This window comes from Amycolatopsis sp. NPDC101161, from assembly GCF_044768185.1.
Taxonomy (GTDB): domain Bacteria; phylum Actinomycetota; class Actinomycetes; order Mycobacteriales; family Pseudonocardiaceae; genus Amycolatopsis.
The window spans coordinates 348,270-362,352 of the sequence record NZ_JBIWPI010000006.1; the positions used below are offsets into that span (position 1 = coordinate 348,270).

Genomic DNA, 14,083 nt, shown 5'->3' on the forward strand with positions numbered 1-14,083 from the left:
CTGAGGCCACGTGGCCGGAACCGTACCGGGTGGTGCCGCCCGACCCGACGTCCCCGGGGACGTCGCCAAGACCGAGGATGCCTCCGTTCAGGCTGCGCAGTCCCGGTTCCCCATCCCAGATGCCGCCGCCCTCAGCCTGCTCGGCTCCCGCGACGAAAACCTGCGGGTCGCCGAAGAGCTCCTGGCCGCCGACGTGCACGTGCGCGGCAACGAGGTCACCCTCACCGGAACACCCGCCGACGTCGCCTTCGCCGAACGCGTCTTCGCCGAGCTCGTCCAGCTCGCCGGCGGGGGCCAGCAGGTCGGACCCGACACCGTCCGCCGCACCATCGGCATGCTCTCCACCGGCGACGCCTCGCCCGCCGAGGTCCTCAGCCTCAACATCGTCTCCCGCCGCGGCAAGACCATCCGGCCCAAGACGCTCAACCAGAAGCGCTACGTCGACGCCATCGACAAGCACACCGTCGTCTTCGGCATCGGCCCCGCCGGAACCGGCAAGACCTACCTCGCCATGGCCAAGGCCGTCCAGGCGCTGCAGGCCAAGCAGGTCACCCGCATCGTGCTGACCCGCCCCGCCGTCGAAGCCGGCGAGCGCCTCGGCTACCTGCCCGGCACCCTCAACGAGAAGATCGACCCGTACCTGCGGCCGCTCTACGACGCGCTGCACGACATGGTCGAGCCCGAGTCCATCCCGCGGCTCATGCAGGCCGGCACCATCGAGATCGCGCCGCTGGCCTACATGCGCGGCCGGACCCTCAACGACGCCTTCATCATCCTCGACGAGGCCCAGAACACCACGCCCGAGCAGATGAAGATGTTCCTCACCCGCCTCGGCTTCGGCTCCAAGATCGTCGTCACCGGCGACGTCACCCAGGTCGACCTGCCCAGCGGCCAGCGCAGCGGCCTCCGCGTCGTCCGCGACATCCTCCACGGCGTGGACGACCTCCACTTCGCCGAACTGACCAGCCAGGACGTCGTCCGGCACCGGCTCGTCGCGAGCATCGTCGACGCCTACGAGAAGTGGCAGGCCGTGCAGGACGCGCAGGAACCGCAGGGCAACGGCTGGAAGGGCAACCGGCGGTGAGCATCGAAATCGCCAACGAGTCCGGCGTCGACGTCGACGAGACGTCCATCGTCTCGGCCGCCCGCTACGCCCTCGACAAGATGGAGGTCAGCCCGCTCGCCGAGCTGTCCATCCTGCTCGTCACCCTCGACGTCATGGAAGACCTCCACGAACGCTGGATGGACCTCCCCGGCCCCACCGACGTCATGGCCTTCCCGATGGACGAGCTCGACTCCAGCCGCCGCCCCGACGCGCCCGACGCGTCCCCGGCGCTGCTCGGCGACATCGTGCTCTGCCCGGCGTTCGCCAAGGACCAGGCCAAGACCGCGGGCCACGCCCTGATCGACGAGCTGCACCTGCTCACCGTCCACGGCTGCCTGCACCTGCTCGGCTACGACCACGCCGAACCCGCCGAGGAACGCGAGATGTTCGCCCTGCAGAAGCGCATCCTCGGCGAGTACCAGGACGCCGTCGCCGCCCTGCAGAAGCAGGACGCCCAGCGCAGCTCCGACGACCGCGTCCTCGGCTTCGCCGGGCTCGACGCGTCCGCCGAACCACCCGCTGGGGAAACGCCCTAGGCGCCAGCCATGGTCCAGCTCCTCTTCGCGATCGCGCTCGTGCTCCTCGCGGGCGTGTTCGCCGCGGCCGACGCCGCCATCAGCACCGTGTCGCAAGCCCGGGCCGACGGCCTCGCCCGGCTCGGGCTACCCGGCGCCCGCCAGCTCTCCGCCGTCGTCGTCGAACGCCGCCGCCACATCAACCTGCTCCTGTTGCTGCGCCTCGGCTGCGAACTCACCGCCACCGTCCTCGTCACCGTCGCGGTCGGCAGCTGGGTCCACCCGCTCGGCCTCGCCGTGCTGGTCACCGCCGTCGTGATGGTCGTCGTCAGCTACGTCCTCATCGGCGTCGGGCCGCGCACCCTCGGCCGCCAGCACCCCTACCGCATCGGCCGCTACGTCGCCGGGCCCGTCCGCGTCCTCGGCTCCGTCCTCGGCCCGCTGTCCCGGCTGCTCATCCTCATCGGTAACGCCATCACCCCCGGCCAGGGCTTCCGCGAAGGCCCGTTCACCTCCGAAGTCGAGCTGCGCGAACTGGTCGACATCGCCCAGGAACGCGGCGTCGTCGAGGACTCCGAGCGCGAGATGATCCACTCGGTGTTCGAGCTCGGCGACACCGTCGCCCGCGAGGTCATGGTGCCGCGCACCGAGATCGTCTGGATCGAGCGCACCAAGACGGTCCGCCAGGCCCTGGCACTGGCGCTGCGCACCGGCTTCACCCGGCTCCCGGTGATCGACGAGTCCGTCGACGACATCGTCGGCGTCGTCAACATCAAGGACCTCATGGCCGCGTACATGGACCCGGACGGCCCGAGCACCATCGTCAGCACGCTGATGAACGAAGCCTCCTTCGTCCCCGACTCGAAACGGCTCGACGAGCTCCTCAAGGAGATGCAGCGCTCGCACAACCACATGGCGATCGCCGTCGACGAGTACGGCGGCACCGCCGGCCTGCTCACCATCGAGGACGTCCTCGAGGAGATCGTCGGCGAGATCACCGACGAGTCCGACGCCGACGAGCGCCCCGAGGTCGAAGAGCTGAGCGACGGCGCCGTCCGCGTGTCGTCCCGGATGAGCGTCGACGACCTGGGGGAGCTCTTCGGCCTCGACCTCGAAGACCACGACGTGGAGACCGTGGGCGGCCTGCTCGCGGAACGACTGGGTAGGGTCCCGCTGCCGGGGGCCGAAGCCGAGGTCGCCGGCCTTCGGCTGTTCGCCGAAGGGGGCAAGGACCGGCGCGGCCGCATGCGGATCACCACCGTGGTCGTGCACCCGGCCGACGCCGAGGCGATGACCGACCCGGCCGACCGCACGACCCGGCGCCGCACGCGCCTGCCCCACCCCGACGAACGCGACAGGAGCGTCGAACATGCCTGACCTCGAGGCGGAGGACCGGAAACTGGTCGTCCTCGCCCGGTCCTCGCGCGCCCGCATCCAGGCCCCCGAGGGCGCCGCGGTCCGCGACACCGACGGCCGCACCTACGCCGCCGGCACGGTCGACCAGCCGTCGTTCAAGCTCACCGCCCTGCAGGCCGCGGTCGCCGCGGCGCTGTCCAGCGGCGCCGAAGGCATCGAAGCGGCCGCCGTCGTCAGCGAAGAAGGACTGCTGAAGGGCGCGTCCGTGCAGGCCGTGCGCGACATCGCGAAGTACGCGCCGATCATCCTCGCCGCCCCGGACGGCGCCGTGCTCGAGGTGCTGCACCGATGACCGAACACCGCTCCGGCTTCGCCTGCTTCGTCGGCCGCCCCAACGCGGGCAAGTCGACGCTCACCAACGCCCTCGTCGGCACCAAGGTCGCGATCACCTCGAGCAAGCCGCAGACCACGCGCCACGCGATCCGCGGCATCGTCTCCCGTGAGGACGCCCAGCTCGTCCTCATCGACACCCCCGGCCTGCACCGCCCGCGCACCCTGCTCGGCGAGCGGCTCAACGACATCGTGCACACGACGTGGTCCGAAGTGGACGTCGTCGGGTTCTGCGTGCCCGCCAACGAGAAGATCGGCCCCGGCGACAAGTTCATCGCCGGCGAGCTGCAGAAGATCGCCAAGCGGACCCCCGTGATCGGGATCGTCACCAAGACCGACCTCGTCCAGCCCCAGCAGGTCGCCGAGCAGCTGCTCGCGCTGCAGGAGGTGATGGAGTTCGCCGAGCTGATCCCGGTGTCCGCGGTCGACGGCTTCCAGGTCGGCGCGCTCGCGGACCTGCTCGTCGGCAAGCTCCCCGAAGGCCCGCAGCTCTACCCGGGCGGTGAGCTGACCGACGAACCCGAGCAGACGCTGGTCGCCGAGCTGATCCGCGAGGCGGCGCTGGAAGGCGTCCGCGACGAGCTGCCGCACTCGATCGCCGTCACCGTCGAGGAGATGCTGCCGCGCGAAGGCCGCGACGACCTCATCGACGTGCACGCGTTCCTGTTCGTGGAGCGGCCCAGCCAGAAGGGCATCATCCTCGGGCACAAGGGCGAACGGCTGCGCGAGGTCGGCGCCACCGCGCGCAAGAACATCGAGGCGCTGCTCGGCTCCAAGGTCTACCTCGACCTGCACATCAAGGTGGCCAAGGAGTGGCAGCGCGACCCCCGTCAGCTGCGCCGGCTCGGGTTCTGACGTGAGCGAGCAGCCGCGGCCGCCGGCCGACTACAACCCCGGCCCGCCGCCCGCGAGCCACCTGGTCTGGGGGATCGTCAGCGCGATCCTGTGCTGCCTCCCGTTCGGCGCGCTCTCGATCTACCAGGCCGCGAAGGTCGAAAAGCTCTGGGCGCAGGGCGATCCGGAGGCCGCGCACGAGGCGGCCCGCGACGCCCGGCGGTGGGCGGTCGTCGCCGCCGTCGCCGGCGCCGTCCTGTGGGTCGCGGCGATCGTGACGGTCGTGCTGCTCTTCGGAACGCTCACCGACGACGCCGCGTCGAACTGACGCAGGCTCGGCGGCAGGAGGCGATCCCGGTGTACCAGCAGTACCCGCCCCACGGCTGGGGACCCCACTACGGACCCCCCCCGGACAACAACATGGTCTGGGCGATCCTGTCGACGGTGATGTGCTGCCTGCCGTTGGGTATCGTCTCCATCGTGAAGGCGAGCCAGGTCAACTCCCTGTGGTTCCAGGGCTTCCACGCGGAAGCGCACCGGGCCGCCGACGAGGCCCGCAAGTGGGCGATGTGGTCGGCGATCTCCTTCGCCGTGCTGATCGGGCTCTACCTGGCCGTCGTGTTCGCCCTGTTCGCCTTCGTCGGCGTCTCCGCCTGGACGCTGGTGCCATGACGACCGTCTACACGGGATACCCGGCCCGCGGGGCCAAGGCGACGCTGCGCGCCCTCGGCGCCCCGATGGCCGTGGTGGGCGGGCTCGGCGCGTGCTGCGTGGCGGTCTGGATCGGCGACCCCACCACCCCCGGCGGCTGGCTCCCGATCTGCCCGACCAAGGCCCTGTTCGGCATCGACTGCCCCGGCTGCGGCGGCATGCGGATGGCCTACAGCCTGATGCACGGCGACCTCCCCGCGGCGCTGCACTACAACGCCGTGTCGCTCGTCTTCGTGCTCCTCTTCGTGTGGAGCACGGTCGCCTGGACCGTCGGCCGGCTGCGCGGCCGCTGGGTGAACAGCTGGCTGCACTGGCGCTGGACCCCGCTGACCGCCGGCGTCGTGTTCGCCGTCTGGTTCGTCATTCGCAACCTCCCGTTCGCCCCGTTCACCAGCCTGCACGTCTGATTCGGACGGACGGGAACCGCGTCGCCACGCTCTGCGTCGGAGGCTCGTGCGGGTCACCCGGACAGGGGAAGCCTGGGCAGCGCGGCCGCAGGTGAACCGAGTACGCTCCCGCGGACCAGTGCCGTGTGTCCGGTGTGGTCCCGTGCGGAGTGCGCGGTGGAGTTACCAGCGAGGGGGAGACCCAATGACCGATCCCTACGGTCAGCCGTCCTTCGGGCAGCAGCAGCCCGGCGGCCAGCAACCGTTCGGACAGCCGCAGCCCGGTCAGGCACCGCCGCCGTACGGGCAGCCGTCCTACGGGCAGCAGGCGCCGTTCGGCCAGCCGGGTACCCCGTTCGGTGCACCGCAAAACTACGCGAACTGGGGCCAGCGCGCCGGTGCCCTGATCATCGACCAGGCGCCGGTCATCGTCGTCTACCTCCTCGCGTTCGTCCTCGTCCTCGCCGGCGCGCAGACCGTCGGCGTGATCCTGTACGTGCTCGGCGGGCTCGCCGGCATCGGCTGGGCCGTCTACAACCGGTGGATCCAGCAGGGCAACACCGGTCAGTCGCTGGGCAAGCGGATCCTCGGCATCAAGCTGATCGGCGAGCAGACCGGGCAGCCGATCGGCGTCGGATCCGCGTTCCTGCGCGACCTCTGCCACATCATCGACGGCCTTCCCTGCTACGTCGGGTACCTGTGGCCGCTCTGGGACGACAAGAGCCAGACCTTCTCCGACAAGATCCTCGGCACCGTCGTGGTGCAGGCCGACGCCGCGCCCGGCCAGGCCCCGTTCGGGCAGCAGCAGCCCGGCGCGCAGCAGCCCTTCGCCGGCGGCTACCCGCCGGCGGGCCAGCAGCCCGGTCAGCCCGGTCAGTTCGGCCAGCCGCCGTCCGGCGGTTTCCCGCAGCAGCCCCAGTCCGGCGGCTTCGGCCAGCCCGCGCCGGGCGGTTTCCCGCAGCAGCAACCGGCTTCCGGCGGGTTCGGGCAGCCCCCGCAGCCGGGCGGCTTCGGGCAGCAGCCGGGCCAGCCGCTCGCCCCGCCGCCGGGCGGCGGGTCCGCGTTCGACGAGGTCGAGCGCACCCAGATGCTCCGCCCGGATTCCGCCGGGGGCGGCGGATCCGCGTTCGACGAGCAGGCCGAGCGGACGCAGATGCTGCGTCCGGAAGGCCAGGGCGACGCCGGGGAGACCCGGAAGATCCCACCGGGACAGTTCGGCCAGCCGCCGAACGACCAGCCGCCGCACCACTGAGGCACGCCTTTTTCACACCACCGCCCGGGGCGACCCGGCGGACGTTCACGAATAGTTGGGGTACCAGTTCATGACCAATCCCTACGGCCAGCAGCAGCCGCCTTACGGCCAGCAGCCGCAGTCCGGCGGTTTCCCGCAGCAGCAGCCCGGTTACGGCCCGCCGTCGGGCGGGATGCCCGCGTACGGCCAGCCCGCGCCGTACGGCCAGCCGCCGTCCGGCGGCTTCGGCGCGCCCGGCTACGGCATGCCCGGCGGCGACATCAACGCCATCAAGGACTACAAGGGCTGGGCGATCGCCTCGCTCTTCCTGGGCGGCCTGATCCTCGGCATCTTCGCGATCATGAAGTCGAACGAGGTCGGCACGTACAAGATGCAGGGCAACTACATGATGGCGGAGCAGGCGTCGCGCACCACCAAGACGCTCTGCCTGATCTCCACCATCCTGGGCAGCATCGGCTGCGTCATCGCCATCATCGCGATCATCGCCTCGGCGGTGGCCGTCAGCACCTGCTACGGCTACTACTGCTGATACTCGCTTTTTCCGCGGGGCGCTCCACCCCGGCATCGCCCCGAAGTGGGACGATGTCGGGGTGGTGAACCTCTACCGCGACACCGGGGTGGTGTTGCGCACGCACAAGCTGGGTGAGGCCGACCGGATCGTCACCCTGCTCACGCGCCGGCACGGCAAGGTCCGCGCCGTCGCGAAGGGCGTGCGGCGCACCTCGTCGCGGTTCGGGGCCCGGCTGGAGCCGTTCGGCCACGTCGACGTGCAGTTCTACACCGGACGGACCCTCGACGTCATCACCCAGGTCGAGACCGTCGACGCGTTCCAGCTGCCGCTGGTCGCCGACTACCAGCGCTACACCGCGGCCAGCGCGATCGCCGAAACCGCGGACCGGCTCTCGGCCGAAGAGGGCGAGCCGGTGCTCAAGCTCTACCTCCTCGTCTGCGGTGCGCTGCGGTCCCTCGCCGCCGGGGAGCGGGACGCGTCCCTCGTGCTCGACGCGTTCTTCCTCCGCGCGATGTCCTACGCCGGCTGGGCGCCCGCGCTCACCGAGTGCGCCCGCTGCGGCCTGCCCGGCCCGCACGTCGCGTTCAGCGTCCCCGCCGGTGGCTCGATGTGCCAGGACTGCCGCGTCCCGGGGTCCGTGCACCCCGCGCCCGAGGTCCTGGACCTGCTCACGGCCCTGCTGCACGGCGAGTGGACGATGGCCGAGTCGACACTGCCCGGCACCCGCCGTGACGCGAGCGGCCTGGTCGCGGCCCACCTGCAGTGGCATCTGGAGCGTCAGCTCCGGTCCCTTCCCCTTGTCGAGCGACGCGCCCGGGAGGCTGTGCTGCCATCCGGGGCTTCGCCCCGGGCCGGGGGCTCCGCCACCCGGACCCCCGAAGGGCAGGGGGTGCCCGGGCAGTAGGGTCGGGCCTGATCGGTTTCACCCATCCAGGGAGGCTCGCAGTGCTGCGCAGGGGACGCGAGAGCAAGGCGTCGCGGTACGAGCTGCGGGCGCCGGATCCGCACCCGTCCGGCGCGAAGCCACCGGAGATCCCGCGCGAGCTGGTCCCCAAGCACGTCGCGCTGGTCATGGACGGCAACGGCCGTTGGGCCAACCAGCGCGGCCTGCCGCGGATCGAAGGCCACAAGCGCGGCGAAGCGGTGATGATCGACGTCGCCGCCGGCGCGGTCGAAATCGGCGTCAAGTGGCTCTCGGTGTACGCGTTCTCGACGGAGAACTGGAAGCGCAGCCCCGAAGAGGTGCGGTTCCTGATGGGCTTCAACCGCGACACCATCCGCCGCCAGGTCGACTACCTCGGTTCGATCGGCGTGCGCATCCGGTGGGCCGGGCGGCGGCCGAAGCTGTGGGCGTCGGTGATCAAGGAGCTGCAGGCGGCCGAGGAGAAGACCAAGCACAACACGGCGCTGAACATGACGATGTGCGTCAACTACGGCGGCCGCGCCGAGCTGGCCGACGCGATGCAGCGGATCGCGCGCGACGTCGCGGACGGCAAGCTGAACCCGGACAAGGTCACCGAGAAGACCATCGGCAAGTACCTGTACCAGCCGGACATGCCGGACGTGGACCTGTTCCTGCGGCCCTCGGGCGAGCAGCGGACGTCGAACTTCCTGCTGTGGCAGTCGGCCTACGCCGAGATGGTCTTCCAGGACACGCTGTTCCCGGACTTCGACCGGACGCACCTGTGGCGCGCGTGCCTGGAGTTCGCGAAGCGCGATCGCCGCTTCGGCGGCGCGGTGGACCAGGCGGCCTCGTCGTGAGCGCGACCGAAGCGGCGGAGACCGCGGAGCTGCTGACGCAGGCGAAAGACGCGCTCGAGCGGTACCTCGAGGTGCGCGTCGACGACGACGGCGCGCTGACGTTCTCCCACGGTGACGTCCCCTGCGTGATCCAGGCGACCCGGCTCGGCGAGGGGCTCACCGTGCTCTCGCTGACCTGCGTGGTCGGCTGGGACCTGCCGGACCGCCCGGACCTGTCGGTCGCGGTCGCCGAGCGGGCGGGCCAAGGGCTCTTCGGCACGCTCGGGGTCGGGCATTCGGACGGCGGCCTCGACGTGACGCTGCGGTACGCGTTCCCGGCGGCGGGCCTGGACGCGGCGGCGCTCGGGACGCTGCTGATGCTGGTGGTGTCGACGGCGTCGCAGCTGCGGACCGATCTGCCGGGGATCGTGCCCGGCGAATAACCCACAAGGGGCTTTTCGCCGCCGCGAACGGTAAATTCCGGCCGGAAACCGGCCTTTTCCGACCGTTCGCGGAAGTGCGGTGCTCTCGGTGTCGGACCCGGCTGGCATCATCGCCGTCGTGAACACGGTTTCCGATACCGCCCGGCGCACCCGCCGGTTCCGGATCAGCTCGGTCGAGGTGCTGTGCGCGATCCTGCTGGTCGCGATCCTCGCCCAGGGCTGGCTGCAGCAGGCCTTCGACGTGCCCGCGCTGCGCACCGGCTCGACCGTGTTCGTCGCCGTCTGCGTGCAGGCGCTGCCGTTCCTGGTGCTGGGCGTGCTGATCAGCGGCGCCATCGCCGCGTTCGTGCCGGCCCGGGTGCTGGAGAAGGTGCTGCCGCGGCGGGCCGGGGCGGCGGTCGGCGTGGCGGGCCTGGCCGGCGTCGCACTGCCGGGGTGTGAATGCGCTTCGGTGCCGGTGGCGCGCCGGCTGATGGGCCAGGGCGTGGCCCCGGCGGCGGCGTTGACGTTCCTGCTGGCGGCGCCGGCGGTGAACCCGGTGGTGCTGGTGGCGACGGCGGTGGCGTTCCCGGGCAAGCCGGAGATGGTGCTGGCGCGCTTCGCGGGCTCGCTGGCGACGTCGATGGTGATGGGCTGGCTGTGGGCCCGCTGGGGCAAGCTGGAGTGGATCACGGCCCGCGCGTTGCGGCGGCTGCCCGACGTGGCGGGCGGGCAGCGGTGGCGGGTGTTCGCCGAGACGGCCCGCACGGACCTGGTCGAGGCGGGCGGCTTCCTGGTGCTGGGGGCGCTGATCTCGTCGGCGCTGAACGTGCTGGTGCCGGCCCGCTGGTTCGGGGTGCTGGGTGACCAGCTGGTGCTGGGCATCGTGGTGATGGCGGTGCTGGCGGTGGTCCTGGCGCTGTGCAGCGAGGCGGACGCGTTCGTGGCGGCTTCGCTGACGGCGTTGCCGCTGCTGCCGAAGCTGGTGTTCCTGGTGGTGGGGCCGGCGGTGGACGTGAAGCTGTTCGCGTTGCAGGCGGGGACGTTCGGCAGGTCGTTCGCCGTCCGGTTCGCGCCGGTGACGTTCGTGGTGGCGGCGGCGTGCGCCGTGGTGACCGGACTGGTGGTGGGGCTGGCGTGAGGCGCGAGACGCAGAACATCCTGCTGGTGCTGCTGGGCGGGGCGCTGGTGAAGATCGCGGTCAACGGCGACTACCTGCGGTACGTGAAGCCGGCGCAGCAGCCGTGGATCATCGCGGGAGGGGCGGTGATGGTCCTGCTCGGCGCGGTGGCGATCGTGCGCGACTTGCTTGCGGCGCGAGCAAAAGCGACGGCAGGAGTGCAGCCGGCCGCGGCCATCGACCACGGCGGGCTGGACTCTGCTGGCCTTGACCCGGCTGGCCTTGACTACGGCGGCCATGACCCAGCCGGCCACAGCCACAGCGGCTACGACCCAGCTGGCCTTGACCCTGCCGGCCATGACCCAGCCGGCCATGACCATGCCGGCCATTCCCACTCCGCGCGGCCCGCCTGGCTCCTTCTGGTCCCGGTCCTGGCGGTCTTCCTCGTCGCACCGCCCGCCCTGGGCGCCGACTCGGTCATCCGCACCGAGGCGCGGGTCCCGGCGAGCGCGGCCGCCGCCAACGCCGCCGCCTTCCCGCCCCTGCCCGCCGGGGCCGTCGTGCCGCTGAGCGTCAACGAGTTCGTCAGCCGCGCGGGCTGGGACGCCTCCGGCACCCTCGACGGCCGCACCATCTCGCTGACCGGCTTCGTCGTGCACACCGGCGGCACCACCCTGCTGGCGCGCCTGGTGATCAGCTGCTGCGCGGCCGACGCGTTCCCGGTGACCGTCCACCTCCGCGGCGGCGCGGCCGACCACCTGGCCAGCGACGCCTGGATCCAGGTGACGGGCCAGGTCGTCCCCGGCACGGCCACGAAGAACAACAGCTACACGCCGGAATTCACGCCGGCGTCGATCTCGACCGTCCCCGCGCCGAAAGACCCGTATGAGTACTAGTGCTCCGCGCAGGTGCCGGTGATCTCCACCGTGTGCGAGATCTGCGAAAACCCGTGCTCCGCCGCGATCTTCTCCGCCCAGCGCTCCACCGCCGGCCCCTCGACCTCCACCGTGCGGCCGCACAGGCGGCACACCAGGTGATGGTGGTGGTGCGCCGAGCAGCGGCGGTAGATCGCCTCGCCCGAGTCCGTGCGCAGCACGTCGATCTCGCCGGCCTCCGACAGCGACTGCAGCGTGCGGTACACCGTCGTCAGGCCGATGCCGTCGCCGCGTTTGCGCAGCTCGTCGTGCAGTTCCTGGGCCGACCGGAAGTCGTTGACCTTGCTCAGCAGCTCGACGACGGCCGCCCGCTGGCGGGTCGACCGGCGCCCGGGCACCGGGGCCTGGCTGCGCGGTGCGGCGGCGTTCATCACTTTCCTTCCTGCACGTGCGCGACGGCGTCGACGACGATGTGCGCCAGGTGGTCGTCGGCGAGCCGGTAGACGACCTCGCGGCCGCGACGCTCGCCCTGGACGACCCCGGCCGTCTTCAGCACCCGCAGGTGCTGGCTGATCAGCGGCTGCGCGACGTCGAGGGCGTCCACCAGCTCGTGCACGCAGCGGTCGGCCGCGCGCAGCTGCAGCACGATCGCGATCCGGACCGGCGCCGCCAGTGCGCGCAGCAGGTCGCCCGCGTCCGTCAGGACCGACGCCGGCGGGTGCGCCGGTGCCGCGGCCGCCGCCGGATCGCACTCCGCGAGCCCCGGCTGGGCGCCGCCCCCGGTCACCGTCGCCATACCCGCCTCCACCCTCGTCGCCGCGACATGAATTCCGTAGTCATTGCCGATAACGGCTCGGCCCATCCTAGTGTTCCCCCGGACGGGCTCCCGTTCCGTCACCTCGCCTGCGGACTACGGCCGGTTGTACTAACCCATTCGGGTGAGTTCGTGGGATATTGCCTCTTCGGCTTCGCATGTCGTGGCCGACGGTGCAAGGTTGTCGCGGAGCGTTTCGTCGCTTCTCGTACGCTGGCGATCCGCCGGAACAGATGCAGTGGGGAGACATGACCCGTTTCGTGACGAAAGCAGCCGTCCTGACGGCCGTCCTCTTCCCGCTGGCCGCCACCGGGGTCGCCGGGGCGCAGAGCCAGGCCGTCGACGAGAAGACGGGGCCGGTCTCGTTCGCGAACATCGCGTCGGTCCGGATCGGCGGCGAGGGCCAGCGCGGCGGCGCCCTGATCACCGAGACCCAGCGCTCCCCGCTGCTGCCCGGCCAGTCCAAGCTCGGCACCGACCGGGTCACGGTGCCCAAGGACGACGGCGAGCGCGCCACCTTCGGCGGGCACTACCAGATCGACCTCGGCCGCTACACCAACGGCAACCCCTACCCGGCGGGCATCGCGAGCCGGGACCACAACGTCGTCGCCGCGCTGCAGGCGACCACCGTGCCCACCGCCGTCGCCGAGACGAACTACGCGCTGCGCGACACCTGGCAGGGCGGGGCGAAGCCGGCCGACAACACCGTGCTCGTGCTCGAAGGCGCGAAGACGTCGGTGGACTGCACCTCGCCGGGCAAGCTCACCGGCACGTCGGCGGTGAACCGGCTGTGGGTGCGCCAGGGCGGCGGGCTCGGCATCGTCCCGATGCCCGGCGGCAACGCGGGCCTCGAGCTGAAGAACCTGCGGCTCGGCCCGCCCGGCGACATCACGAACGCCAGCAAGGACACGACCGTCTCCGACCTCAAGCTGACCCGCGTCGCCGCGTTCGACCAGCTGATCCGCCAGGACGGCTGGCGCGGGGGCGACTACACCGCCGTCGCCGGCTGGCGCGTCGAGATCACCACGCACGTCAAGGACGCGGCGGGCGCCGCGCTGCAGGACGTGCAGACGAACATCGTGCTCGGCGGGGTCAGCTGCTCGGTGCCGAAGGGCTTCGTCGCGAAGGCCGCGGGCAGCACCGGCGGCGGCACGGGCGCGACGCAGGCCCCGGTGCCGACGCAGGTCCCGGCCGGCTACCTCGGCGCGGCCGCGCCCGACACCGGCGGCGACAGCTCGCGCATCCCGCTCGGCATCGGCCTGCTGTTCGGCGGGGTCTTCTTCGCGGCCGTCGCGCTGCTGCTCGGCAGGCGGCGCAAGACCGGGACGGACTAGGTGCTGCGCACGGGGCTGGCCGCCGTCTCGGGGGCGCTGGCCGTGGCCGCGTTCGCGGCCGGGGTCGTCGTGCTGACCTGGTTGCCGCCCACGGCCACGCAGGCCGCCGCCCCGCCGCCCGGCTCGCTGCCGGGGGAGAACGCGGCCCCGGCTGTGCTGCCCGCGGACAGCGAATCGGCCGCGCAGCAGCGCCCCGGCACGGTCCGGCTCCCGGACGGCGCGACCGCCCGCCTGGTCCGCACGGAGCTGACCGACCGCGGCGTGCTGCCGATCCCGCGCGGCCTCGGCGACGCGGCCTGGTGGGGCGCGAAGCTGGGTGCGGCTCAGGGGGCGGCGCTGCTGTCCGGGCACGTGAACTGGGAGGGGCAGCGCGGCCCGTTCGACGAGCTGTGGCGCATGCGCGACGGCGACGAGGTGAGCGTGGTCGATGCCCGCGGCGGCCGCTGGGTGTACCGGGTCGACGACGTCGTGACGCTGCCGAAGGAGACGTTGCCGGAGCAGGCCGCGAAGTGGTTCGGGCAGGACGGGCCGCACCGGCTGGTCCTGGTCACCTGCGGCGGCGACTACGTGGGCGGCACCGAGGGCTACGACGAGAACCGCCTGGTCACGGCCCAGCTGGTGACGCGCCCGACGGGCTGACCCGAGTCCGGTGCAACCTCCCGCGCCCGCCACCGCATGTGAACCTTCGCAACGGCACGACCAGCGAAGGAGCGCACGC

At 71.9% G+C, this 14,083-nt stretch carries 19 protein-coding genes; 17 read left to right on the forward strand and 2 right to left on the reverse strand.

All coding sequences use genetic code 11. The features are described from left to right. Positions 1 to 10: 10 nt before the first annotated feature. From ACIRSS_RS40160 to ACIRSS_RS40230, 15 genes are all read left to right on the forward strand, one after another. Positions 11 to 1,084, forward strand: a complete 1,074-nt coding sequence (locus ACIRSS_RS40160; protein WP_400904616.1) for a PhoH family protein — start codon at positions 11 to 13, stop codon at positions 1,082 to 1,084. Beyond that, a complete protein-coding gene (gene ybeY, locus ACIRSS_RS40165; RefSeq protein ID WP_372666718.1) occupies positions 1,081 to 1,641 on the forward strand; it encodes an rRNA maturation RNase YbeY in 561 nt (186 codons plus the stop codon). The genes ACIRSS_RS40160 and ybeY overlap by 4 nt, the downstream gene beginning before the upstream one ends. A gap of 9 nt (positions 1,642 to 1,650) precedes the next feature. After that, on the forward strand, positions 1,651 to 2,997 hold the full coding sequence (locus tag ACIRSS_RS40170) for a hemolysin family protein (protein ID WP_400904618.1): 1,347 nt from the start codon (positions 1,651 to 1,653) through the stop codon (positions 2,995 to 2,997). Beyond that, positions 2,990 to 3,328 (forward strand): cytidine deaminase, encoded by a 339-nt coding sequence (locus ACIRSS_RS40175; RefSeq protein ID WP_400904620.1) that lies wholly within the window; start codon positions 2,990 to 2,992, stop codon positions 3,326 to 3,328. The genes ACIRSS_RS40170 and ACIRSS_RS40175 overlap by 8 nt, the downstream gene beginning before the upstream one ends. Further along, positions 3,325 to 4,221: a GTPase Era gene (gene era / locus ACIRSS_RS40180; RefSeq protein WP_155545747.1), complete on the forward strand. Its 897-nt coding sequence runs from the start codon at positions 3,325 to 3,327 to the stop codon at positions 4,219 to 4,221. The genes ACIRSS_RS40175 and era overlap by 4 nt, the downstream gene beginning before the upstream one ends. 1 nt (position 4,222) lies before the next feature. Beyond that, the gene (locus ACIRSS_RS40185; protein ID WP_400904622.1) at positions 4,223 to 4,528 is read left to right on the forward strand and encodes a CD225/dispanin family protein; all 306 of its coding nucleotides are present in this window, start codon (positions 4,223 to 4,225) and stop codon (positions 4,526 to 4,528) included. Between the two features lie 23 nt (positions 4,529 to 4,551). Next, complete coding sequence (locus ACIRSS_RS40190) at positions 4,552 to 4,872, forward strand: CD225/dispanin family protein (protein WP_400905882.1); 321 nt, start codon at positions 4,552 to 4,554, stop codon at positions 4,870 to 4,872. Then, positions 4,869 to 5,318: a DUF2752 domain-containing protein gene (locus ACIRSS_RS40195; protein WP_400904623.1), complete on the forward strand. Its 450-nt coding sequence runs from the start codon at positions 4,869 to 4,871 to the stop codon at positions 5,316 to 5,318. The genes ACIRSS_RS40190 and ACIRSS_RS40195 overlap by 4 nt, the downstream gene beginning before the upstream one ends. Before the next feature lie 184 nt (positions 5,319 to 5,502). After that, complete coding sequence (locus ACIRSS_RS40200; protein ID WP_400904625.1) at positions 5,503 to 6,549, forward strand: RDD family protein; 1,047 nt, start codon at positions 5,503 to 5,505, stop codon at positions 6,547 to 6,549. Positions 6,550 to 6,619: 70 nt separating this feature from the next. Next, positions 6,620 to 7,078 carry a CD225/dispanin family protein gene (locus ACIRSS_RS40205; RefSeq protein ID WP_400904627.1) on the forward strand — a complete coding sequence of 153 codons (459 nt, stop codon included), beginning with the start codon at positions 6,620 to 6,622 and terminating at the stop codon, positions 7,076 to 7,078. A gap of 61 nt (positions 7,079 to 7,139) precedes the next feature. Then, positions 7,140 to 7,964, forward strand: a complete 825-nt coding sequence (gene recO, locus ACIRSS_RS40210) for a DNA repair protein RecO (protein WP_400904629.1) — start codon at positions 7,140 to 7,142, stop codon at positions 7,962 to 7,964. Positions 7,965 to 8,005: 41 nt separating this feature from the next. Continuing rightward, positions 8,006 to 8,821 (forward strand): isoprenyl transferase, encoded by an 816-nt coding sequence (locus ACIRSS_RS40215; RefSeq protein WP_400904631.1) that lies wholly within the window; start codon positions 8,006 to 8,008, stop codon positions 8,819 to 8,821. Then, positions 8,818 to 9,243 (forward strand): YbjN domain-containing protein, encoded by a 426-nt coding sequence (locus ACIRSS_RS40220; protein ID WP_400904632.1) that lies wholly within the window; start codon positions 8,818 to 8,820, stop codon positions 9,241 to 9,243. Before ACIRSS_RS40215 ends, ACIRSS_RS40220 begins: the two co-directional genes overlap by 4 nt. A gap of 88 nt (positions 9,244 to 9,331) precedes the next feature. After that, entirely contained in the window at positions 9,332 to 10,363 is a 1,032-nt protein-coding gene (locus ACIRSS_RS40225) for a permease (protein ID WP_400904634.1), read from the forward strand. Beyond that, positions 10,360 to 11,238, forward strand: a complete 879-nt coding sequence (locus tag ACIRSS_RS40230; protein ID WP_400904636.1) for a TIGR03943 family putative permease subunit — start codon at positions 10,360 to 10,362, stop codon at positions 11,236 to 11,238. The genes ACIRSS_RS40225 and ACIRSS_RS40230 overlap by 4 nt, the downstream gene beginning before the upstream one ends. On the opposite strand, the gene ACIRSS_RS40235 is transcribed toward ACIRSS_RS40230, so the two are convergent. Further along, entirely contained in the window at positions 11,235 to 11,648 is a 414-nt protein-coding gene (locus ACIRSS_RS40235) for a Fur family transcriptional regulator (protein ID WP_086679048.1), read from the reverse strand. The genes ACIRSS_RS40230 and ACIRSS_RS40235 overlap by 4 nt on opposite strands. Beyond that, positions 11,648 to 12,013: an ArsR/SmtB family transcription factor gene (locus ACIRSS_RS40240; protein ID WP_400904638.1), complete on the reverse strand. Its 366-nt coding sequence runs from the start codon at positions 12,011 to 12,013 to the stop codon at positions 11,648 to 11,650. The genes ACIRSS_RS40235 and ACIRSS_RS40240 overlap by 1 nt, the downstream gene beginning before the upstream one ends. Positions 12,014 to 12,279: 266 nt before the next feature. Here ACIRSS_RS40240 and ACIRSS_RS40245 point away from each other — a divergent pair, with 266 nt between their 5' ends. Together ACIRSS_RS40245 and ACIRSS_RS40250 are read left to right on the forward strand one after the other, a co-directional pair. Further along, entirely contained in the window at positions 12,280 to 13,365 is a 1,086-nt protein-coding gene (locus ACIRSS_RS40245; RefSeq protein ID WP_400904640.1) for an LPXTG cell wall anchor domain-containing protein, read from the forward strand. Next, entirely contained in the window at positions 13,366 to 14,004 is a 639-nt protein-coding gene (locus ACIRSS_RS40250; RefSeq protein ID WP_400904641.1) for a class F sortase, read from the forward strand. Positions 14,005 to 14,083: the final 79 nt, after the last annotated feature.

Excerpts from the sequence above, each read along its gene's own strand:
- ACIRSS_RS40245 (WP_400904640.1), top strand. The coding sequence starts at position 12,280 with ATGACCCGTTTCGTGACGAAAGCAGCCGTCCTGACGGCCGTCCTCTTC.
- ACIRSS_RS40195 (WP_400904623.1), top strand. The coding sequence starts at position 4,869 with ATGACGACCGTCTACACGGGATACCCGGCCCGCGGGGCCAAGGCGACG.
- ACIRSS_RS40205 (WP_400904627.1), top strand. The coding sequence starts at position 6,620 with ATGACCAATCCCTACGGCCAGCAGCAGCCGCCTTACGGCCAGCAGCCG.
- ACIRSS_RS40170 (WP_400904618.1), top strand. The coding sequence starts at position 1,651 with ATGGTCCAGCTCCTCTTCGCGATCGCGCTCGTGCTCCTCGCGGGCGTG.
- era (WP_155545747.1), top strand. The coding sequence starts at position 3,325 with ATGACCGAACACCGCTCCGGCTTCGCCTGCTTCGTCGGCCGCCCCAAC.
- ACIRSS_RS40175 (WP_400904620.1), top strand. The coding sequence starts at position 2,990 with ATGCCTGACCTCGAGGCGGAGGACCGGAAACTGGTCGTCCTCGCCCGG.
- ACIRSS_RS40200 (WP_400904625.1), top strand. The coding sequence starts at position 5,503 with ATGACCGATCCCTACGGTCAGCCGTCCTTCGGGCAGCAGCAGCCCGGC.
- ACIRSS_RS40240 (WP_400904638.1), bottom strand. The coding sequence starts at position 12,013 with ATGGCGACGGTGACCGGGGGCGGCGCCCAGCCGGGGCTCGCGGAGTGC.
- ACIRSS_RS40235 (WP_086679048.1), bottom strand. The coding sequence starts at position 11,648 with ATGAACGCCGCCGCACCGCGCAGCCAGGCCCCGGTGCCCGGGCGCCGG.